Annotated in this window: 17 protein-coding genes and 1 pseudogene; 4 read left to right on the forward strand and 14 right to left on the reverse strand. The window is 61.4% G+C overall.

Features of this window, described 5'->3' with window-relative positions; translation table 11 throughout:
- Positions 1-39 precede the first annotated feature (39 nt).
- The gene (gene ppc, locus AB4N47_RS17830) at positions 40-2,670 is read right to left on the reverse strand and encodes a phosphoenolpyruvate carboxylase (protein ID WP_341639176.1); all 2,631 of its coding nucleotides are present in this window, start codon (positions 2,668-2,670) and stop codon (positions 40-42) included.
- Positions 2,671-2,883: 213 nt separating this feature from the next.
- Here ppc and AB4N47_RS17835 point away from each other — a divergent pair, with 213 nt between their 5' ends.
- The 3 genes from AB4N47_RS17835 to AB4N47_RS17845 all read left to right on the forward strand — a co-directional run bounded on the left by AB4N47_RS17835 (position 2,884) and on the right by AB4N47_RS17845 (position 4,856).
- The gene (locus tag AB4N47_RS17835) at positions 2,884-3,228 is read left to right on the forward strand and encodes a hypothetical protein (RefSeq protein WP_016771500.1); all 345 of its coding nucleotides are present in this window, start codon (positions 2,884-2,886) and stop codon (positions 3,226-3,228) included.
- Between the two features lie 379 nt (positions 3,229-3,607).
- Positions 3,608-4,012: a DUF4398 domain-containing protein gene (locus tag AB4N47_RS17840; protein WP_024011747.1), complete on the forward strand. Its 405-nt coding sequence runs from the start codon at positions 3,608-3,610 to the stop codon at positions 4,010-4,012.
- Between the two features lie 55 nt (positions 4,013-4,067).
- Positions 4,068-4,856 (forward strand): OmpA family protein, encoded by a 789-nt coding sequence (locus AB4N47_RS17845; RefSeq protein WP_024011746.1) that lies wholly within the window; start codon positions 4,068-4,070, stop codon positions 4,854-4,856.
- Between the two features lie 173 nt (positions 4,857-5,029).
- Here the strand turns inward: AB4N47_RS17845 and AB4N47_RS17850 are convergent, their stop codons facing one another.
- From AB4N47_RS17850 to AB4N47_RS17910, 13 genes and pseudogenes are all read right to left on the reverse strand, one after another.
- Positions 5,030-5,359 (reverse strand): hypothetical protein, encoded by a 330-nt coding sequence (locus AB4N47_RS17850; RefSeq protein WP_076566070.1) that lies wholly within the window; start codon positions 5,357-5,359, stop codon positions 5,030-5,032.
- The gene (locus AB4N47_RS17855; RefSeq protein ID WP_341639175.1) at positions 5,356-6,261 is read right to left on the reverse strand and encodes an alpha/beta hydrolase; all 906 of its coding nucleotides are present in this window, start codon (positions 6,259-6,261) and stop codon (positions 5,356-5,358) included. Before AB4N47_RS17855 ends, AB4N47_RS17850 begins: the two co-directional genes overlap by 4 nt.
- 152 nt (positions 6,262-6,413) lie before the next feature.
- A complete protein-coding gene (locus AB4N47_RS17860; RefSeq protein ID WP_166554750.1) occupies positions 6,414-7,664 on the reverse strand; it encodes a flavohemoglobin expression-modulating QEGLA motif protein in 1,251 nt (416 codons plus the stop codon).
- 186 nt (positions 7,665-7,850) lie between these two features.
- Positions 7,851-8,564 (reverse strand): TetR/AcrR family transcriptional regulator, encoded by a 714-nt coding sequence (locus tag AB4N47_RS17865; RefSeq protein WP_016771505.1) that lies wholly within the window; start codon positions 8,562-8,564, stop codon positions 7,851-7,853.
- 105 nt (positions 8,565-8,669) lie between these two features.
- A complete protein-coding gene (gene lysS / locus AB4N47_RS17870; protein ID WP_024011743.1) occupies positions 8,670-10,172 on the reverse strand; it encodes a lysine--tRNA ligase in 1,503 nt (500 codons plus the stop codon).
- A gap of 79 nt (positions 10,173-10,251) precedes the next feature.
- Positions 10,252-11,347, reverse strand: a protein-coding gene (gene prfB / locus AB4N47_RS17875) for a peptide chain release factor 2 (protein ID WP_099758102.1) whose coding sequence is annotated in 2 segments (ribosomal slippage) — positions 10,252-11,274 and positions 11,276-11,347 — 1,095 coding nt in all. Because the reading frame shifts where the segments join, the coding sequence is not laid out codon by codon here.
- A gap of 235 nt (positions 11,348-11,582) precedes the next feature.
- Positions 11,583-12,584: a response regulator gene (locus AB4N47_RS17880; RefSeq protein WP_024011741.1), complete on the reverse strand. Its 1,002-nt coding sequence runs from the start codon at positions 12,582-12,584 to the stop codon at positions 11,583-11,585.
- 48 nt (positions 12,585-12,632) lie between these two features.
- A complete protein-coding gene (gene cheB / locus AB4N47_RS17885; protein WP_073476109.1) occupies positions 12,633-13,643 on the reverse strand; it encodes a chemotaxis response regulator protein-glutamate methylesterase in 1,011 nt (336 codons plus the stop codon).
- A complete protein-coding gene (locus AB4N47_RS17890) occupies positions 13,640-15,910 on the reverse strand; it encodes a response regulator (RefSeq protein ID WP_460154295.1) in 2,271 nt (756 codons plus the stop codon). Before AB4N47_RS17890 ends, cheB begins: the two co-directional genes overlap by 4 nt.
- Positions 15,907-16,590 (reverse strand): chemotaxis protein CheW, encoded by a 684-nt coding sequence (locus AB4N47_RS17895; protein ID WP_341639173.1) that lies wholly within the window; start codon positions 16,588-16,590, stop codon positions 15,907-15,909. Before AB4N47_RS17895 ends, AB4N47_RS17890 begins: the two co-directional genes overlap by 4 nt.
- Positions 16,587-17,860, reverse strand: a pseudogene (locus tag AB4N47_RS17900) (CheR family methyltransferase). Before AB4N47_RS17900 ends, AB4N47_RS17895 begins: the two are co-directional and overlap by 4 nt.
- A complete protein-coding gene (locus tag AB4N47_RS17905; protein WP_341639171.1) occupies positions 17,857-18,393 on the reverse strand; it encodes a chemotaxis protein CheW in 537 nt (178 codons plus the stop codon). The pseudogene AB4N47_RS17900 and the gene AB4N47_RS17905 overlap by 4 nt, the downstream one beginning before the upstream one ends.
- A complete protein-coding gene (locus AB4N47_RS17910; RefSeq protein ID WP_039762401.1) occupies positions 18,393-20,015 on the reverse strand; it encodes a methyl-accepting chemotaxis protein in 1,623 nt (540 codons plus the stop codon). The genes AB4N47_RS17905 and AB4N47_RS17910 overlap by 1 nt, the downstream gene beginning before the upstream one ends.
- 438 nt (positions 20,016-20,453) lie before the next feature.
- On the opposite strand from AB4N47_RS17910, the gene AB4N47_RS17915 reads away from it, so the two are divergent.
- Positions 20,454-20,969, forward strand: coding sequence for an Hcp family type VI secretion system effector (locus tag AB4N47_RS17915; protein WP_007949952.1), 516 nt, complete (start codon positions 20,454-20,456; stop codon positions 20,967-20,969).
- Positions 20,970-21,046: the final 77 nt, after the last annotated feature.

The following is a 21,046-nucleotide window of genomic DNA, read 5'->3' on the forward strand; positions in this document are numbered from 1 at the left end:
GACCCTTGTCGCGAATGCCGCCCGAGGTGATCAGCAGCCTTAGCCGGTATTGCGCAATCCGGCGGCAATCCCCGCCACAGACACCAGCAGCGCCTGTTCCACCGGGCTGCCCTGCTCGACATCCTGCTGCCGCGAACGCGCCAGCAGTTCGGCCTGCAATAGATGCAGCGGGTCGAGGTAGGTGTTGCGCAAGCGGATGAATTCGAGGGTGTCCGGGCTGTGCGCCAGCAGCTGCGACTGCCCGGTCAGGCCCAGTACCACGGAGCACGCCTGCGACAATAGGTCGCGTAACTGCGCGCCCAATGGCAGCAGATCAGCCTCGACCAAACGTTCGTCGTAGGACTGCGCGATATCCGCGTCGGCCTTGGCCAAGACCATTTCCAGCATATCGATGCGAGTGCGGAAGAACGGCCACTGTTCGCGCATCTGCCCCAGCAACTCACCTTCGCCGCGCTCCAGCGCCTTGCTCAGCGCAGTCTCCCAACCCAGCCAGGCCGGCAGCATCAGTCGCGTCTGGGTCCAACCGAAGATCCACGGGATCGCCCGCAGGCTTTCGATACCGCCGGCACGGCGTTTGGCCGGGCGACTGCCGAGCGGCAAACGTCCCAGCTCCTGCTCCGGGGTCGACTGACGGAAGTACTCAACGAATTGCGGATTTTCCCGCACCACCTGGCGGTAAGCGCTGACACCGTCCGCCGCCAATTCGTCCATCAGATGGCGCCATTCCGGAGTCGGCGGCGGCGGTGGCAGCAAGGTCGCTTCGAGCACGGCGGCCAGATACAGATTGAGGTTTTGCTCGGCGATGTCCGGCAGGCCGAATTTGAAACGAATCATTTCGCCCTGTTCGGTCGTACGGAAACGCCCGGCCACCGAACCCGGTGGTTGCGACAGAATCGCCGCGTGCGCCGGACCGCCACCACGGCCAACGGTGCCGCCGCGACCGTGGAACAGCAGCAGCTCGACTTGCTGTTCGCGGCAGATTTCCACCAAGCGCTCCTGCGCGCGATATTGCGCCCACGCCGCAGCGGTGGTGCCGGCGTCCTTGGCCGAGTCGGAATAGCCGATCATCACTTCCTGCGGGCCATGCAAACGCGCGCGATAGCCCGGTAACAACAACAGACGCTCCATCACCGGCCCGGCGTTGTCGAGGTCGGCGAGGGTTTCGAACAGCGGCACCACGCGCATCGGCCGCAGGACGCCGGATTCCTTGAGCAGCAGTTGCACCGCGAGCACGTCGGAAGCGGCGCCGGCCATGGAGATCACGTAGGAGCCCAGCGACGCTGCGGGCGCGGCGGCGATTTCCTTGCAGGTGTTGAGCACTTCGGCGGTATCCGCCGATGGTTTGAAATGCGCGGGCAGCAACGGTCGACGGTTGCTCAGCTCCTCGGTGAGGAAGTTGATGCGCTGTTCTTCATCCCAATCTTCGTAGCGGCCGAGGCCGAGGTAATCGGTGATTTCGGTCATTGCCGAGCTGTGCCGGGTCGAATCCTGACGCACATCGAGGCGCACCAGGAACAGGCCGAACGTCACCGCCCGACGCAGGCAGTCGAGCAACGGCCCGTCGGCGATAACGCCCATGCCGCACTCGTGCAGCGAGTTGAAACACAACTGCAAAGGCTCGAGCAGATCGCGATTGTCGTGCAGCACATCGGCGGTGGCCGGGATCGGCGCGGTCAATGCAGCGTGCGCCCAATTGCGTGTGGCGCGCAGACGTTCGCGCAATTGTTTGAGCACTGCGCGATAAGGTTCGGCGCTGTCGCCGGCCTTGGCCTTCAGCGCATCGCTGGCCTGCTGCATCGACAGTTCGGCAGCCAGATGATCGACGTCGCGCAGGTACAAGTCAGCGGCCATCCAGCGCGCCAGCAGCAAGACTTCGCGAGTGACGGCGGCGGTGACATTGGGGTTGCCGTCACGGTCGCCGCCCATCCATGAGGCGAAGCGGATCGGCGCGGCTTCCAGCGGCAAGCGCAGACCCGTGGCGGCGAACAGCGCCTGATCGGCCTTGCGCATATGGTTGGGGATTGCCTGCCACAACGAATGCTCGATCACCGCAAAGCCCCACTTGGCTTCATCGACCGGGGTCGGTCGGGTGCGGCGGATTTCTTCGGTGTGCCAGGCTTCGGCGATCAGCCGTTGCAGTTTGCTCTGGATCTGCTCGCGCTCGGCGCTGGTCAGGTCGCGATGATCCTGCGCGGCCAGTTGCGCGGCGATCGCGTCGTACTTCTGGATCAACGTGCGTCGCGCCACTTCGGTCGGGTGCGCGGTCAGCACCAGTTCGATTTCCAGCCGCGCCAGCTGCCGGGCCAGAGATTCGGCGCTGTGCCCTTCACTGCGCAGGCGCGCGAGCAGTTCCGGCAATACTCGCGATTCGAACGGCGCCGGTTGCGACTCCTCGCGGCGATGGATCAGCTGATATTGCTCGGCGATGTTGGCCAGGTTGAGAAATTGATTGAAGGCCCGCGCGACCGGAAGCAATTCGTCTTCACTCAATTGATTGAGGCTGGCGCTCAGTTCAGCGTCCATCGAGCCGCGCCGGTCGGCCTTGGCGCCCTTGCGAATCTGCTCGATCTTGTCGAGGAACGCCTCGCCGTACTGGTCTCGAATGGTGTTGCCCAACAGCTCTCCGAGCAGGTGAACATCTTCGCGCAAGCGTGCATCAATATCGGTCATCAGCAGTTCTCCAGCGGTAATCGGGGACAGCGCAGAAACGAATGCTTTGCCAGAGAGTGCCGCTCTGCGCCGCTTCTTACAAGCAGGCGACGAATTGACTTTAAACCTTGCCGGCGAAAGCTAGTCTCAACAGTAAGCCGTATGACGGCCCGCCGCCGGCGCTGCCGGACACTCACCCAGGCCTGCCATCAGCAGGCGCTAAATGAGGTCATCATGAAAATTCGTGAACTCGCCCAGCATTGGGAAGAAAACGCCAAAGGTCGCCTGACCGACACCGGCTACACGATTCATCTGGACGTCGAGGCCGCCGCGCGCCTGGCGGCAATTGCCGAGATGTATCCCAAACGTCATCCCGAGGAACTGCTCGGCGAACTGATCGGCGCCGCGCTTGAGGAGTTCGAAGCGAGCCTGCCGTATGTGAAGGGTTCGACGGTAGTGGCGACCGATGAGGAAGGTGATCCGTTGTATGAGGATGTCGGCCCGACGCCGCGTTTTCTGGCGTTGTCGCGGCGGCATTTGCATGATTTGTCCTCGGCTGAGAACAAACAGAAGCACTGATTCGACACACATCTAAACCGTGGGAGCGAGCCTGCTCGCGAATGCGGATTTTCATTCAGCATTTGCGCTGGCTGACACATCGCATTCGCGAGCAGGCTCGCTCCCACATGGGCTGTATTCCAGTTCGAAAATTGGTTTATCGACGGACAAATCTACCCCCGCGCGTACCGCTCCAAAGCCCCAAAGTTCCCGTCCCAGAGCCTTGTCCAAACGGTCAATTTAATTTTTGGCGATAGGCCATCTTTTCTGAACTTTTCAAAAATGCCGCCGGTCGGAACAGGTAACCACGCCTGGAACGAGCGTTTCAATTCGCGTCTACAAGCGATGCTTTCGCCTCCTCTGCCAGGATGGATTCAGTTGTATTTTCAGGAGATGCCTAATGGAGTTGAAGACCATGAAAACCCAAACCTCGTTTTCCCACCTGCGCGGTCTGAAACTGGCCGCTCTGGCCATCGGCACCAGCTTCGTACTGGCCGGTTGCGCCGGTAATCCTCCGACCGAGCAGTACGCCGTCACTCAATCGGCCGTCAACAGCGCCGTCAGCGCTGGCGGTACCGAGTTCGCTGCGGTGGAAATGAAGCAGGCTCAGGACAAGCTGAAACAAGCTGAAATCGCCATGCACGACAAGAAGTACGACGAGGCCCGTCGCCTGTCCGAACAGGCTGAATGGGACGCTCGCGTCGCTGAACGCAAGGCTCAGGCCGCCAAGGCCGAACAGGCTGTGAAGGATTCCCAGAAAGGTGTTCAGGAACTGCGTCAGGAAAGCCAGCGCACCGTGCAGTAAGCGCGCATCCCGACCGCAAAGCTGAAACTCTTACCGATAGAAAGGACGACAAATTATGCGTAAGCAACTGATGATTCCCGCTCTTCTGGCCGCAAGCGTTGCACTGGCTGCCTGCTCCACCCCGCCTAACCCGAACCTGGAACAGGCGCGCACCAACTACGCCGGCCTGCAGGCCAACCCACAGGCGAGCAAAGTCGCGGCACTGGAAACCAAAGACGCCAGCGATTACCTGGACAAGGCCGACAAGGCCTATCTGGACAAAGAAGATGCAGCCAAGGTTGACCAACTGGCTTACCTGACTAACCAGCGCGTCGAAGTGGCCAAGCAGACCATCGCTCTGCGCACCGCTGAAAACAACCTGAAAAACGCCGCAGCCCAACGTGCCCAGGCCCGTCTGGATGCCCGTGACCAGCAGATCAAACAACTGCAGGACAGCCTCAACGCCAAGCAGACCGATCGCGGTACGCTGGTAACTTTCGGTGACGTGCTGTTCGCCACCAACAAGGCTGATCTGAAATCCAGCGGCCTGGTGAACATCAACAAACTGGCGCAATTCCTCCAGGAAAACCCGGACCGCAAAGTGATCGTCGAGGGTTACACCGACAGCACCGGCACCGCGAGCTACAACCAGTCGCTGTCCGAGCGTCGCGCGACTTCCGTGCAGATGGCTCTGATCAAGATGGGCGTCGACCCTTCGCGCATCGTCGCTCAGGGTTATGGCAAGGAGTACCCGGTAGCGGATAACGGCAGCGTCTCGGGCCGTGCCATGAACCGTCGTGTGGAAGTGACCATTTCCAACGACAACCAGCCAGTAGCACCGCGCTCTTCGGTGAGCTCGAACTAAGCTCCATCCGGTAACGCAAAAGCCCCGCCTGACTTGATCAGGCGGGGCTTTTTCATGCGCGACCAGAAATTCCTTGTGGGAGCGAGCCTGCTCGCGAAAGCGGAGTGTCATTCACATCAATGTTGAAGGTGAAACCGTATTCGCGAGCAGGCTCGCTCCCACATTTGATGGGGTTACTGCTCAAGCTTCTGCGGAGTTTCCTCACCCATACACCGCACAGCTTTTTTCTGCGCGTTGATCAACACCCCGGTCAACCCTTTCTGCTCGGTATCAAACAACACCAGCACGCCATCGATGCACTGCGCCACTTGCGGCGCGGGTGTCAGCGAGACTTTGTAGTCCTCGCCCGGCACGGTCTTGAGCATGGTGAATTCGCTGAGCAGCAACGCATCCTCCGGCTTGGCAAAATGCAGGTAGCCGTAGTACCACAGCGCCCCGACGGTGCCGAGGATGCTGCAGATACCGGTGATGATCAGCGGGATGGCGTTACGTTCTTCACTCATTGCGGACTCTCATCTTCAGAATTCGGGGGTTTCGGATAATTGGGGATTTCGCCGAGGCGGCGCAGGCCGTCGAAGTGTTCGGGGTCGTCGAGATAGCGCAGCATGACCTGACGCCACACTGGGTCGCCGAAGGTTTGCACATGACCGCCACGGGTCAGTTGCAACACACGCGGCGGCGGCGCTGCCTGATACAGGCGAATGCCGTTGGCCATCGGCACCAGCGGATCGTCGATGCTGTGGAAGATCAGCTTGGGCACGCCGGTCAACTGCGCCATCGAGTTGATCGCGCTGTCGCCGTCCGGCACCAGCCACGACAGCGGCACTTGCAATGGCCAGGTCAGCCACGAAGTGCTGAGGGCGAATTGGCCGACGCTGCGATAACTGGCCGGCACTCCATCCAGCACCAGGGCCTTGAGTTGTTTTTGCCGCTCCGGGTGCTGCGCCAGCCAATGCACCGACATCGCGCCGCCCAGACTCTGCCCGAGCAGCACCAGCGGTTTGCCTTTGACCTCGGGCGCGTTGTCGAGCCAGGCGAACGCGGCGTCGATGTCCTGATAGATAGCCGGCAGGCTCGGCTTGCCCTCGGACAAACCGTAGCCGCGATAGTCGACCAGCAGCACCTGATAGCCGTTCTTCGGCAACCACCAGCTGCCGCCCAGATGCATCGGCAGATTGCCGCCGTTGCCGTGCAGATGCAGGACCGTGCCTTTGACCTCGACGCCAGGTTTGGCCGGCAGCCACCAGGCGTTGAGCTTCAAGCCATCGGCGGTGGTCAGGGTGACGGTGCGGTATTCGAGTTTGGCTTTGTCCGGGGTGAAGATCTGGCCCGGTTCCGGGTAGAACAGCAGCGAACTGCAACCGCCGAGGGTCAAGAGCAGGCAAAGGATGCCGAGGATTCTCATCCGGTGAAACCTCGCAAAGAAGAGAACTGAACACAAATCAAACCTGTGGGAGCGAGCCTGCTCGCGAAAGCGGTGTATCAGCCGACATCAATGTTGAAGGTGAAATCGCATTCGCGAGCAGGCTCGCTCCCACAAGGGGTTGGGTGCTGGGTCTAGAGGATATTGGAGTAATCCGCCTCAATCCGGTCCAGACTCAAATGGTTGAGGAAGTTGGAGAAACACATCCACGCCGACAACGCATTCAGATCCCGGAACTGATCAGGTAGATATTTGGGCGGCACCACCAGTCCTTCGTCCACCAGTTGGCGCAAGGTCCGCATGTCTTCCAGTGTGGTCTTGCCACAGAACAACAACGGAATCTGCTCAAGCTTGCCCTTGCGCACGGCCAACTGAATGTAGTTGTAAACCATGATGAAGCCCTTGAGATAGGACAAGTCTTTGGTGAATGGCAGACCGGTCGGCGTCGAGCCACGGAACACCCGGCTGGCATTGCCGTAGCTTTCGGCCATCTCGAAACCCTGCTCGCGGAAGAATTCGTAGATCTGCAAAAAGTCCGCGCCCTCCTCGACCATATGAATCGCACGGGTGCGGTTGGTCAGTTTGCGCAGGCGACTCGGGTAAGAGGCGAAGGTGATGATTTCCATCAGGATCGCCAGGCCTTCCTGGGTCACCGTTGACGAGGGCGGGCCTTTCGACAGGAACGTGCAGATCGGCTGGTTCAAGCCATTGAGCGTAGTGCCGACGTGCACCAGACCTTCGTGGACTTCCAGGGCGCGCACGTCGCGGTCGTTGAACAGCGCGTCGGTGCGGATCTTGATGTAGTCGGCGCCCGCCGCAGCGTCGGCGACGATGCCGTCGGACTCGAACACGCGAATGGTTTCCTCGGCCTCGCCGAACACTTTGTTCAAACGGGTTTGCAGCAGGTGCACCGCGTCTTTGGCGGTGAGGATTTTCGGCTCGTCCTTCAGATCGCCGCGCCCGTCGATGTTGTTCAGGTAGTCGGACATCATCAGGCCGAGGTCGGCGAGGGTCGGGTCACCGGCGTGGAAGGCATCGGACGCCGCGCCGTACAGCTCCTGCGAGATCAGCCCGAAGTCCTCGGTGCCGCGCGCTTCGAGCATGCGCACCACCATGCGGTATTCCTTGCACATGCGCCGCATGATCTGCCCGACCGGGTTGAACTGGCCGAGCTGGCGGGTGATGTCGCGCTCGATGTTCTGGAATTCCAGTTTGACCTGGCTCGAATCGAACGACAGCGGGCGGTTGAGGTAGTAGTCGCGATCCACCGCCGGCATTTCCTTGCCCTTGGCCTTGAGGAAGCCCTTGCGCACGTTGTCGTCCCACTTGACCGCATCGAGCACGCGGATCGGCGTCTGCGCCAGCACAATGCGATCGGACAACATGCGTATCGTCTGCTGGTAATCGTCCACCCGAAACTCCTGTAGAAAACGTGACGTAGCCAATCATAGGCGCTGAGGCCTTTGTGGGAGCGAGCCTGCTCGCGAATGCACTGTGTCAGACAACGCAGATGTTGAATATCAGAGCGCTTTCGCGAGCAGGCTCGCTCCCACAGGGTGTAGCGTGAAACGCTAGACCGACGCCAGCACCAGGTGCATATACCGCGTCAGAATCCCGAGCATGTCCTCTTCGGCCAATGGCTCGGCGTCATTGAGCAGGCCCTGATATTCCATCCGCCCGATAATCGCCGTCAACACCTTGGCATCCTGTTGCGGTTCGCGCGAGCCCAGTACCTGGAACAACTGGCAGGTACCCTGCAACAGAATCTGTTGATGGGAGCGCACCAGAATGGCCAGACGCGGATTGAGCAGCGCCTCCTGGCGGAACGCCTGTTCGGCCATCAGATGCTCGCGCCGGTTGATCAATTGCCGGTGCACGTAATCGGCCATCAGCCGCGCAATATCATCGGCCAATTGCGAGCGCGACTCCGGGCTGCCGTCGGCGCTGACCACCATTTCGCGCAACAGACCCTCGTTATTGATCCACAACTTGGCCATGTACGCCGCGCTGCGCTCCACGTATTGGGCGAAGGTATCGGTGAGCAGGTCATCGATGTCCTTGAAGTAATACGTGGTCGCCGACAGCGGCACGCCGGCCTCCGCCGCGACCGCACGATGGCGCACGGCACGCACGCCGTCGCGCACGACAATGCGCATCGCGGCGTCGAGAATGTCCTGGCGACGCTGCTCACTGCCCTGTCGGCTGGCCTTGCGGCCCTGGTACTGAACACTTTCAGCGACCGCAGTGGCGATACCCGCTGCACCTTCTTGAGCTAATGCACCCATCACGACAGCACTTCCTCTACTAATGCCAAATTAACCAATTGATACATTTGTACCAGACAGGCAATAAAAAGCCGCCTGTTTTAGGCGGCTTTTTAACTGAAACGTTTACGCTTGCGGTCGCATGTGCGGGAACAGGATCACATCGCGGATCGACGGCGAGTTGGTGAGCAACATCACCAGACGATCGATGCCGATACCTTCGCCGGCGGTTGGCGGCATGCCGTACTCCAGCGCACGGACGAAGTCGGCGTCGTAGTGCATGGCTTCGTCGTCGCCGGCGTCCTTGTCGGCCACCTGCGCCATGAAGCGCTCGGCCTGGTCTTCGGCGTCGTTCAACTCGGAGTAGGCGTTGGCGATTTCACGACCACCGATGAACAGCTCGAAGCGGTCGGTGACGTTCGGGTTCTCGTCGTTACGACGGGCCAGCGGCGACACTTCGAACGGGTACTGCGTGATGAAGTGCGGCTGCTCCAGCTTGTGCTCGACCAGTTCTTCGAAAATCATCACCTGCAATTTGCCCAGACCTTCGAAGCCCAGCACCTTGGCGCCGGCCTTCTTGGCGATGGCGCGAGCCTTGTCGATGTCGTTCAGATCATCGGCAGTCAGCTCAGGGTTGTACTTGAGGATCGAGTCGAACACCGACAGACGCACGAACGGCTCGCCGAAGTGGAACACCTTGTCGCCGTACGGCACGTCGGTGCTGCCCAGTACCAGCTGCGCCAGCTCGCGGAACAGTTCTTCGGTCAGGTCCATGTTGTCTTCGTAATCGGCGTACGCCTGATAGAACTCCAACATGGTGAATTCAGGATTGTGACGAGTCGAAACGCCTTCGTTACGGAAGTTGCGGTTGATCTCGAAGACCTTTTCAAAACCGCCAACCACCAGACGCTTCAGATACAGCTCTGGCGCGATACGCAGGAACATTTCCATGTCCAGCGCATTGTGGTGGGTTTCGAACGGCTTGGCTGCGGCGCCGCCGGGAATGGTCTGCAGCATCGGCGTTTCGACTTCGAGGAAGTCGCGCTTCATCAGGAAGCTGCGGATGTGCGCGATCACTTGCGAACGCACGCGGAAGGTCTGGCGCACGTCTTCGTTGACGATCAGGTCGACGTAACGCTGGCGGTAGCGCTGTTCGGTGTCGGTCAGGCCGTGGTGCTTGTCCGGCAGCGGGCGCAGCGACTTGGTCAGCAGGCGCACGTTGGTCATTTCAACGTACAGGTCGCCTTTGCCGGAACGCGCCAGGGTGCCTTCGGCGGCAATGATGTCGCCCATGTCCCAGGTTTTCACCGCGGCCAGGGTTTCTTCGGACAGTGTCTTGCGGTTGACGTAGACCTGAATGCGCCCGGTCATGTCCTGGATCACCATGAACGAGCCACGGTTGAGCATGATGCGACCGGCAACCTTGACCGGGATTGCAGCCTCTGCCAGCTCTTCCTTGGTCTTGTCCGCGTACTGTTTCTGCAAGGCATCGCAGTAGTTGTCGCGGCGGAAGTCGTTCGGGAAGGCATTGCCCTTGGCGCGCTCGGCAGCAAGCTTTTCCTTGCGCAGGGCGATCAGGGAGTTTTCTTCCTGTTGCAGGGCTTGCGGGTCGAGTTGTAGGTCGCTCATGTCTTTAAGTATTCCATCAGGTTCGTTGCCCCCAGCCTTCGACTGGGGATCGCGGGCGAGCCCGCTCCCACAGAGGGTGTTACAGGCCGGATTTCAGGCTGGCTTCCAGGTACTCGTCGATATCGCCGTCGAGCACCTTGTCGCAATCGCTGCGTTCGATGTTGGTACGCAGATCCTTGATCCGCGAGGCATCGAGCACGTAAGAGCGGATCTGGTGACCCCAGCCGATATCCGACTTGGTGTCTTCCAGCGCCTGCGAGGCCGCATTGCGCTTCTGCATTTCCTGCTCGTACAACTTGGCCCGCAGCATTTTCATCGCGGTGTCCTTGTTGGCGTGCTGGGAACGCTCGTTCTGGCAGCTGACCACGGTGTTGGTCGGTACGTGGGTGATACGTACGGCCGAGTCGGTGGTGTTTACGTGCTGACCACCGGCACCAGAGGAACGATAGGTGTCGATCCGCAGGTCTGCCGGGTTGATTTCGATTTCCACCTTGTCATCGATCTCTGGCGAGACGAAAACCGCGGAGAACGAGGTGTGGCGACGGTTGCCGGAGTCGAACGGGCTCTTGCGCACCAGACGGTGCACGCCGATCTCGGTACGCAGCCAGCCAAAGGCGTATTCGCCCTTGATGTGCACGGTCGCGCCCTTGATCCCGGCGACTTCACCGGCGGACAGTTCCATGATGGTCGCATCGAAACCGCGTTTGTCGGCCCAGCGCAGGTACATGCGCAGCAGGATGTTGGCCCAGTCCTGCGCTTCGGTACCGCCGGAACCGGCCTGGATGTCCAGGTAGGCGTTGTTCGGGTCCATTTCATGGCTGAACATGCGGCGGAATTCCAGCTTGGCCAGATTTTCCTCGAGACGGGCCAGCTCGGCGACGACATCGCCCACTGCGCCTTCGTCATTCTCTTCAACGGCCATGTCCAGCAGGTCGCGGCAATCGGCCAGACCGCCGTTCAGTTCGTCGAGGGTGTCGACGATCTGCGCCAGCGCGGCACGCTCGCGGCCCAGCTCCTGGGCGTATTCAGGTTTGTTCCAGACACTCGGATCTTCAAGCTCGCGATTGACCTCGGTCAGACGCTCATGCTTTTGATCGTAGTCAAAGATACCCCCGAATAGTTTCGGAGCGCTCGGACAGGTCCTTGATGGTGTTCAGGATCGGGTTGATTTCCATGACGGGCAGCACTCGTTGGCGAACTTTTGAAAGCCGGCGAGTATAACGTAAACAGGCTGTCGCGGCAGCCCGTCTGGCGGGTGTGGGGGTGATTCACTTGACACTGACCTGACGCGATCTCCTGTGGGAGCGAGCCTGCTCGCGAAGGCGACCTGCCAGCCGCCGGCAATGTCGAGTGCACAACCGCTTTCGCGAGCAGGCTCGCTCCCACAGGTGGATTGCATTTTCAGGAAAGTTACTCAATCCCGACCTGATTGCGCCCATTGTTCTTGGCCAGATACAACCCGCGATCCGCCGCCGAGATCAGCAGACGGCAATCACTCCCCGCTTGGGGCACCATGGTCGCCAGACCAATGCTGATGGTCAGACTGGAACCCTCGGCCGGTGTGTTATGCGGAATTTTCAGCGCCGCCACGGTCTGGCGCAGTTTTTCGGCCAACAGCCGCGCGCCGCCCGGCGAAGTGTTCGGCAGGACCAGCACAAACTCCTCGCCGCCGTAACGCGCCGGCAGATCCGATGGCCGCGAGCTGGCGTCACGGATGGCTGCGGCGACTTTGCGCAGTGCTTCATCGCCTTCAACGTGTCCGAAACTGTCGTTGTACGACTTGAAGTAATCGACGTCGATCATCAGCAACGACAGCTGCGTCTGATCACGCAGCGAACGGCGCCACTCCAGTTCCAGGTACTCGTCGAAGTGGCGGCGGTTGGACAGCCCGGTCAGGCCATCGGAGTTCATCAGCCGTTGCAGCACCAGGTTGGTGTCGAGCAATTGCTGCTGGCTAACCCGCAACGCACGGTACGCGGCGTCGCGTTGCAGCAATGTCATGTAGGAACGCGAGTGGTAGCGGATGCGCGCGACCAGTTCGATGGTGTCCGGCAGTTTCACCAGATAGTCGTTGGCGCCAGCGGAGAACGCCGCGCTCTTGATCAGCGGGTCTTCCTTGGTCGAGAGAACAATGATCGGGATGTCCTTGGTCGCCGGATGATTGCGGTATTCGCGCACAAGGCTCAGGCCATCGAGGCCGGGCATCACCAGGTCCTGCAGGATCACCGTCGGCTTGATCCGCACCGCCTGGGCGATGGCCTGCTGCGGGTCGGAGCAGAAGTGGAAGTCGATGTTTTCCTGATTCGACAGCCCACGGCGCACCGCTTCGCCGATCATCGCCTGATCATCCACCAACAACACCATGGCGGCGTTTTCGTCGGTTTTAATGTCGTCGATCTGTAAATCATTCATGAGCGGTCACCTGAGTACTGCGGGGGCCTGGATTGCCGATCAACCTGTTCATTTGGGGAAAATCTCCAGCAATCGTGGCGCTATCTTTTCCAGCGGGCGGATTTCCACCGCGGCATCGATCGCCGCGGCAGCCTTGGGCATGCCGTACACCGCACTGCTGTGCTGATCCTGGGCGATGGTCAAATAACCCTGCTGGCGCATGAGCTTAAGCCCTTGCGCGCCATCGCGCCCCATCCCGGTCAATAAAACCCCGACGGCGTCACCGTTCCAGTAACTGGCGACGCTCTCGAAAAACACGTCGATCGAGGGGCGATAGATCTCGTTGACCGGTTCGGCGGTGTAGGCCAGCGTGCCGTTTTTCAACAGGCGAATATGGTGATTGGTCCCGGCCAGCAGCACCGCGCCACTTTGCGGCGGCTCGCCTTCACGGGCCAGACGCACATCGAGGCCGCTGGCACTGGCCAGCCATTCGGCCATGCCGGCGGCGAACACCTGATCGACATGCTGCACCAGCACGATCGCGGCGGAAAAATCTCTCGGCAGGCCTTTGAGCAACACTTCCAGCGCCGCCGGCCCACCGGCAGACGAACCGATCGCCACCAGCCGCTGACGTGACGGCGAACTGCGCGGCGAACTCGGCGCCGGGCGCGCGCGTGGCGCCTTGTCGCCGATCAGCCAGCCGATGTTGAGGATCTTGCGCAACAACGGCGCCGCCGCTTCCTGGGCATTGCCGGCGCCGATCGCCGGCGTGTCGACCACGTCCAGCGCGCCGTGGCCCATGGCCTCGAACACGCGATGCACGTTCTGTTGACGATCCACGGTGACGATGACAATCGCGCACGGCGTCTCGGCCATGATCCGCCGCGTGGCTTCGACGCCGTCCATGATCGGCATGATCAGATCCATCAGAATCAGGTCTGGTGTGCACTCGGCGCAGCGTTGCACCGCCTCGGCACCGTTGCTGGCGACCCAGATCACCTGATGCGCCGGCTCGAACGCCAGCGCTCGGCGCAGGGCCTCCACCGCCAGGGGCATGTCGTTGACAATTGCGATCCTCATGCCCGCGCTCCCCCGATGAGCTCGACCACTGCATCGAGCAGGGCGTCGTCATGAAAACTGGCTTTGGCTAGATAATAGTCGGCGCCGGCATCCAGTCCACGGCGGCGGTCTTCTTCGCGATCCTTGTACGACACGACCATCACCGGCAGCGATTGCAGACGGTTGTCGCGGCGCAGCAGCGTGACCAGCTCGATGCCGTCCATGCGCGGCATGTCGATGTCGGTGATCAGCAGATCGAAGTTCTCCGAACGCAGCGCATTCCAGCCGTCCATGCCGTCCACCGCCACCGCGACGTCGTAGCCACGATTGAGCAGCAGTTTGCGTTGCAGCTCGCGCACGGTCAGCGAATCGTCGACCACCAAGACTCGTTTGCGTGCCGCTTCGGCAGCTTGATTGCCGTGGCGGGCAATGCGCTCCAGGCGCCCGGTATTGAGCAGCTTGTCCACCGAACGCAGCATGTCTTCGACATCGACGATCAGCACCACCGAGCCGTCATCGAGCAAGGCCCCGGCGGAGATGTCCTGAACCTTGCCCAGACGCTCGTCCAGCGGCAAAACCACCAGCGTGCGCTCACCCACGAAGCGCTCGACAGCCACCCCATAAATCGCCTCGCGCTCGCGGATCACCACGACTTTCAGGGTAGCTCCATCGTTCTGACTGGCCGGGCGATTGAGCAACTGGCTGGCCGCGACCAGCCCGACATGCTGGCCTTCGTGCCAGAAATGCTGACGCCCCTCGACCTGCACAATGTCTTCCGGCGCCAGATCGCACATGCGTTCGATGTGCGCCAAGGGGAATGCGTAAGCCTCTTCGCCGACTTCCACCACCAGACTGCGCACCACCGAAAGCGTCAGCGGCACTTCCAGATGGAAACGACTGCCCTCGCCCGCCGTCTGCTCCAGCACCACGGCCCCGCGCAATTGGCGAACCATGTGTTGAACAGCGTCGAGACCGACGCCACGCCCGGACACTTCGGTGACTTTGTCGCGCAGGCTGAAGCCCGGCAGAAACAGGAAGGTCAGCAGTTCCTCTTCGCTCAATTGCGCTGCGGTTTCGGCTGGGGATAACTGCCGTTCGACGATGCTGCGGCGGACTTTCTCAAGATCGACGCCACCGCCGTCATCGCTCAATTCCAGCACCAGCAAACCGGCTTGGTGGGAAGCGCGCAGGCGGATCAGGCCCTCTTCCGGCTTGCCCTTGAGCAGGCGTTGTTCCGGGGATTCGATGCCGTGATCGACGGCGTTGCGCAGCAAATGAGTCAGCGGCGCTTCGAGCTTTTCCAGCACGTCGCGATCGACCTGGGTTTTCTCGCCTTCGATCTCCAGGCGCACTTGTTTGCCAAGGCTGCGCCCGAGGTCGCGAACCATGCGCGCCTGCCCGCTCAACACGTCGGCGAACGGGCGCATGCGACAGGCCAGCGCGGTGTCATAGAGCACTTGCGCGCGCTGACTGGCGTGCCAGGCGAATTCGTCGAGCTCGGCGTTTTTCTCGCTGAGCAGTTGCTGCGACTCGGCGAGCAAACGTCGCGCATCTTCCAGCGACTCGAGCGCTTCCAGGCTCAGCGCATGCTCCTTCAGGTGCACATTGAGATTTTCCAGCGCGCGCAGACCGTTGTTCTGCATGCGCTTGAGACGCTGCATGGTCGCCAGATGCGGCTTGAGACGCTGGGTTTCCACCAGCGATTTGCTCGACAGATCGAGCAGGCTGTTCAGGCGCTCGGCGGTGACGCGCAAGACGCGCTCGCCGCCCTCGGTGGTGCGTTTGTTTTTACGCGGGGTCGGCTCGGCGGGCTCGTCCATGATCGGCGCTGTCACTGTTGGCGCGGGCTCGATCTGCAACTCGGCCATCGGCGGCGTGGCAACCACAGCGGCTGGCGCCGACGGATCGAGCAAACGCCCCATCAGCGTCACGTAGGCTTCAATGTCCGCAGGTTGCGGCGCGTTAGCCGGCGTGGCGATGCGCATCAGCAGGTCGGTGCCCTGCAACAACGCGTCGATGTGCTCGGGACGCAGCAACAAACGCCCTTCCTGCGCGCTGACCAGACAATCCTCCATGACGTGGGCGACGCTGACGCCGCTGTCGATACCAACGATCCGCGCTGCGCCTTTGAGCGAGTGCGCCGCACGCATGCACGATTCCAGTTGATCGGCCTGGGTCGGATTGCGCTCCAGCGCCAGCAGCCCGGCGCTGAGCACTTGGGTCTGGGCCTCGGCTTCGAGGCTGAACAGTTCGAGCAGAGAGGCGTCGCGCATTTGCTCGGGGGTCATGTCAGGCTCCGGGTCACGGCGGACAACAACTGTTCTTCGTCCAGCCAGCGCAGGCTGCGACCGCGATATTGCAGAACGCCACGGGTGTACTTGGCACTGGCCTGCGCGCCGGACTGCGACGCCGCGTCGAGGATGCGTTCGTCGATCGCATGAATGCCGTCGACCTCGTCTACCGGCACCACCACCGGCCCGCCATGGGCAGCGATGATCAGCATGCGCGGCATGACTCGCCCGCCGCTGGCCGGCGCAACGCTGCCGTCGAGGTCGAGCAATTCCACCAGCGACAGGCACGCGACCAAGGCGCCACGGACATTGGCCACGCCGAGCAAGGCCCGCGAGCGCTGGTGCGGCAGCGAATGTATCGCCTGCAACGGCGCAACTTCGACAAGCGTGCGCGTGGCCAGTCCGAGCCATTCCTCGCCGAGGCGAAACATCAGCAGCGAGCGGGTTTTGACATCGGTTTCGGCCTTGCTGACCATCGCTTCACGCTGGTCCTGCTGCAACGAATAGCGGTCGAGCAGGCGCGTGGCGGCGGCGGAATATACCGAGCAGTTGCGGCAATGGATGTGCTCTTCCAGCAACGGGCAGGACTTGTCGCCATGAATGCCGATGCGGTTCCAGCAATCGTCGATGGCCCGGGCGTCTTCGTGGGTAACGTTCAAGGTGTCGGACGCGCTCATCGTTTACGCTCACTGTCGGCGGTGCGGCCGCTGCGGGCGGCGCGCTCCTGCAATCGTCGGGCACCCGCCGTGTCGCCCTGGGCCTGCAGCAACGCGGCCAGGTGCATCAGCGCTTCGGGATGTTGCGGTTCGAGGTACAAGGCCTTGCGATAGAAACTCTGGGCCTCGAGGCTCAGGCCGGCGACATCGCTGAGCAGGCCGAGCCAGTAGAACACCTGCGCCACGGGTTCATGGCTGCGCAGATAGTCTTCGCACGCGGCACGGGCCTCGGCGCTTTTGCCTTCATTGGCCAGTGCAGCGATTTGCGCCAGCAGCGTCGCGGCATCGGGGTTGGCAGTTTTTTCGTCACCGGCAAAGCCGTCACGGCAGCGAACGGCCGATTGCGCACTGGCGCTGGCGGCGGCGCGCTGCGCAGTGGTTGGCTGACCGGCACGGCAACCGGTTTGGGCGTCGGCAGCGGTTCGGGGTGCGGCTCGCTGTGACGGCTGAAAGCGAACGACTGCGGGATGCCGATCGAGCGCATGCCCAAACGCCCGAGCAGACTGCCCTCCGCCGGGCCGATAAACAGCACGCCGTCGACATGAGTCAGGCGCTTGAGCACTTCGAACACCTGCTTCTGGGTCGGCTGGTCGAAGTAGATCAGCAGGTTGCGGCAGAACACGAAATCGAAGGCAGGCTCGCTCGCCAACAGCGTCGGATCGAGGACATTACCGACTTGCCAGCGCACCTGTCCGCGAACGTATTCGTTGACCCGGTGGCCGTCCTGCTCGGCAAAAAAATGTCGTTCGCGGTATTCCAGATCCTGACCGCGAAATGAATTTTTGCCATACAAGGCACGCCGCGCCTTTTCCACCGAGAGCGGGCTGATGTCCATGCCATCGACTTTGAACTGATGCGGCTTGAGCCCGGCATCGAGCAAGGCCATGGCGATCGAATAGGGTTCTTCGCCGGTCGAGCACGGCAGGCTGAGGATGCGCAACGCGCGCATGTTGTTAAGTTCTTTAAGCCGAGCTCGTGCCAGTTTGCCCAGCGTCGCGAAAGATTCCGGGTAACGGAAAAACCACGTTTCCGGGACGATCACCGCTTCGATCAGTGCTTGCTGTTCATCCCGCGAGCCTTGCAACAGCTGCCAGTATTCGTCGGCATGAGCAGCCTGGGACAACGTGGTGCGCTGGCGCACGGCACGCTCGATGATCGCCGCGCCCACCGACGCGACATCGAGGCCGATGCGTTCCTTGAGGAAATCGAAAAAGCGCTGATCACCGCTCATGGCTGCGCCTCTAACTGCGCCGGATCACGCGGCGGATCGGGGAACAGCACACTGCGCACGGCGTCATCGAGCAAGTCATCGACCCGCACCCATTGCAGCAATCCCTGCGCATCTTCGCGCACCGGTCCCAGGTACGGCGCCTCGCGGTTGTCGAGGCCGTAGGGCTGGAAATCTTGCGGATGACAGCGCAGCGTGTCGGTGGCCTGCTCGAGAATCAGCCCGAGCCACTGCGCTGCTTGCGCTTGTTCCGGCTGATAATTGACCAGCACCAACCGCGTGCTGGTGCGCGCCTCGGCGGGCTGACCAAACGTCAGCGCGCTGAGGTCGATCACCGGCACCACCGCACCACGATAGGCAAATACCCCGGCCACCCAATGCGGCGCTCGGGCGATCGGTTTCAACGGCAGGCGCGGCAGCACTTCGGCCACTTCGGTGGCGCGCAGGGCATAGCGCTCGCTGCCGATGCGAAAGAGCAGAAACAGCGCCTGCTTCGCCACTGGCGCACTGCCCCGTTTGGCGATGATTTCGCTCATCAGACTTTGAATCGCGAAACGCCGCTGCGCAGGCCGACGGCCACCTGGCTCAGTTCGTCGATGGCGAAACTGGCCTGACGCAGCGATTCGACGGTCTGGCTGCTGGCATCGCCCAACTGCACCAGCGCATGGTTGATCTGCTCAGCGCCGGTGGCCTGGGCCTGCATGCCCTCGTTGACCATCAACACCCGCGGCGCCAGCGCTTGCACTTGATGGATGATCTGCGACAGCTGCTCGCCGACCTGCTGCACCTCCGACATACCGCGGCGTACTTCTTCGGAAAACTTGTCCATGCCCATCACCCCGGCCGACACCGCCGACTGGATCTCGCGGACCATTTGCTCGATGTCGTACGTGGCCACGGCGGTCTGATCGGCCAGACGACGGACTTCGGTGGCGACTACGGCAAAACCGCGACCGTACTCGCCGGCCTTCTCGGCTTCGATCGCCGCGTTGAGTGACAGCAGATTGGTCTGGTCGGCGACCTTGACGATGGTCACCACCACCTGATTGATGTTGCCGGCCTTCTCGTTGAGGATCGCCAGTTTGGCATTGACCAGATCGGCCGCGCCCATGACCGAGTGCATGGTGTCTTCCATGCGCGCCAGGCCTTGCTGGCCGGAGCCGGCGAGCACCGAGGCCTGATCGGCAGCGGTGGACACTTCGGTCATGGTGCGCACCAGATCGCGCGACGTGGCGGCGATTTCGCGTGAGGTTGCGCCGATTTCGGTGGTGGTCGCTGCGGTTTCGGTGGCGGTGGCTTGTTGCTGCTTGGAAGTGGCGGCGATCTCGGTGACCGAAGTGGTCACCTGCACCGAAGAGCGCTGGGCCTGGGACACCAGCGACGTCAGCTCGGTCATCATGTCGTTGAAGCCGGTTTCGACTGCGCCGAACTCGTCCTTGCGATCGAGGTTCAGGCGCGAACTCAGATCACCGGTGCGCATGATGTCGAGGATGGTCACGATGCGGTTCATCGGCGCCATGATCGCGCGCATCAACAGCAGCCCACAGAGACCGGCGGCCAGCACCGCAACCAGCAGGGAAATGACCATGCTGACTTTCGCCGTTGCGACCGCGTCGTCGATGTTGGCCATGGCCTCGTCGGCGACGCGCTTGTTCTCGCCAATGATGTCGTTGAGTTTCATGCGCCCGGTGTACCAGGCCGGGGTCAGTTTTTCATGGAACATCCTGACGGCGTCGGCCTCAAGATTGCGCTTGTGCAGGTCCAGCACGGCATCCTGAATCTGGACGTAGGTGTCGTGGTACTTCTCGAACAGGGCGAACTCGGAGCGGTCTTCATCGGTGGCCATGGTCTTGCGATAGTTGGCCATCTGCTCTTGCAGACGCGCCTCGAACGCCTTGTAGTCCGCCGCGTCTTCGCTGGAAATGCCCTGGCCTTCCTTGAGACCGAGCAGCTCTTGGGTCTGCAGATAACTGTCGACCCATGCGCCGCGAATCATCGAACTGTAGTAAACGCCGGGGATGGCATCGTCGCGCACGCTGTTTTCGCTGGCCTCGATCTTCAGCAATCGTGAATAGGACAGCACCACCATCAACAGCATGATGGCGATAATCACCGCAAAGCTCGCCAAAATGCGTTGGCGCAACGTCCAGTTCTTCACAGTGAATCCTCGTGCCTGATCGAAATGCGGGGAGTATAGCCGAGCGCGGTGTTTCATTTATAAGACGCTTTCGCTGGCAGCACTGTCCCTGTGGGAGCGAGCCTGCTCGCGAAGCAGTCACCTCGGTCCCGGCAAATCCCCTACTGCGCAAGAAGTTGCGCAGCAGGTCGTAATATTTCAGGGGTTAAATCCTCTGCAGCCCACAGCGTTCAAGCCCTGCAGCCAAGTGCGCAAGAAGTTGCGCAGTACTGCGCAACTTCTTGCGCACTTTCTCCCGACTTTCCCGCTAGAAATCCCCCCGAATGATGACCAACCACCGCGCCGCCCCCGCCATCCGGGCATCGCACAAAACCTGGCACGCTCCTTGATAACTCTCAGCCACCCACCGGGCGATTTCGCCTCCGGGCACCCTCAATTTATCCGCAAGGAGAGCACCCCATGGCAACACCAGCGTACATGTCGGTTACCGGCGAAAAACAAGGCCTGATCACTGCCGGCGCTTTCACCGCCGACTCCGTTGGCAACACCTACCAGGAAGGCCACGAAGACCAGGTCATGGTTCAGGCTTTCACCCACGACGTGATCATCCCGCGTGACCCGCAATCCGGTCAGCCAACCGGTCAGCGCGTACACAAGCCAGTTGTGATCACCAAGGTCTACGACAAGGCTTCGCCACTGCTGCAAGCAGCACTGACTTCCGGCGAGCGCATGAGCGAAATCGTTATCCAGTGGTACCGCACTTCGGCTCAAGGCACCCAAGAGCACTACTACACCACCAAACTGGAAGACGCGATCATCGTCGCCATCAACAACAAAATGCACAACTGCCAGGATCCAGGCAACGCGCACTTCACCCACCTGGAAGAAGTGCAGTTCACCTACCGCAAAATCACCTGGACCCACGAAGTATCCGGTACTTCGGGTTCCGATGACTGGCGTGCTCCAGTCGTTTAATTACGGCTGACCGTTACACGCATCGGCCAGCTCTGCTGGTCGATGTTGTTTACGCCCCTCCAGAATTTCGCGTCCGT

It is taken from the genome of Pseudomonas sp. S3_G06 (assembly GCF_054667565.1).

What these genes read in the sequence shown, in the direction of transcription:
- AB4N47_RS17860 (WP_166554750.1), bottom strand. Translation starts at nt 7,664, where the DNA reads ATGTTGTCCGATCGCATTGTGCTGGCGCAGACGCCGATCCGCGTGCTC.
- AB4N47_RS17865 (WP_016771505.1), bottom strand. Translation starts at nt 8,564, where the DNA reads ATGGGTGCATTAGCTCAAGAAGGTGCAGCGGGTATCGCCACTGCGGTC.
- ppc (WP_341639176.1), bottom strand. Translation starts at nt 2,670, where the DNA reads ATGACCGATATTGATGCACGCTTGCGCGAAGATGTTCACCTGCTCGGA.
- AB4N47_RS17845 (WP_024011746.1), top strand. Translation starts at nt 4,068, where the DNA reads ATGCGTAAGCAACTGATGATTCCCGCTCTTCTGGCCGCAAGCGTTGCA.
- AB4N47_RS17840 (WP_024011747.1), top strand. Translation starts at nt 3,608, where the DNA reads ATGGAGTTGAAGACCATGAAAACCCAAACCTCGTTTTCCCACCTGCGC.
- AB4N47_RS17855 (WP_341639175.1), bottom strand. Translation starts at nt 6,261, where the DNA reads ATGAGAATCCTCGGCATCCTTTGCCTGCTCTTGACCCTCGGCGGTTGC.
- AB4N47_RS17905 (WP_341639171.1), bottom strand. Translation starts at nt 18,393, where the DNA reads ATGAGCGAAATCATCGCCAAACGGGGCAGTGCGCCAGTGGCGAAGCAG.
- AB4N47_RS17880 (WP_024011741.1), bottom strand. Translation starts at nt 12,584, where the DNA reads ATGAATGATTTACAGATCGACGACATTAAAACCGACGAAAACGCCGCC.
- AB4N47_RS17850 (WP_076566070.1), bottom strand. Translation starts at nt 5,359, where the DNA reads ATGAGTGAAGAACGTAACGCCATCCCGCTGATCATCACCGGTATCTGC.
- AB4N47_RS17835 (WP_016771500.1), top strand. Translation starts at nt 2,884, where the DNA reads ATGAAAATTCGTGAACTCGCCCAGCATTGGGAAGAAAACGCCAAAGGT.
- AB4N47_RS17890 (WP_460154295.1), bottom strand. Translation starts at nt 15,910, where the DNA reads ATGACCCCCGAGCAAATGCGCGACGCCTCTCTGCTCGAACTGTTCAGC.
- cheB (WP_073476109.1), bottom strand. Translation starts at nt 13,643, where the DNA reads ATGAGGATCGCAATTGTCAACGACATGCCCCTGGCGGTGGAGGCCCTG.
- lysS (WP_024011743.1), bottom strand. Translation starts at nt 10,172, where the DNA reads ATGAGCGACCTACAACTCGACCCGCAAGCCCTGCAACAGGAAGAAAAC.
- AB4N47_RS17915 (WP_007949952.1), top strand. Translation starts at nt 20,454, where the DNA reads ATGGCAACACCAGCGTACATGTCGGTTACCGGCGAAAAACAAGGCCTG.
- AB4N47_RS17895 (WP_341639173.1), bottom strand. Translation starts at nt 16,590, where the DNA reads ATGAGCGCGTCCGACACCTTGAACGTTACCCACGAAGACGCCCGGGCC.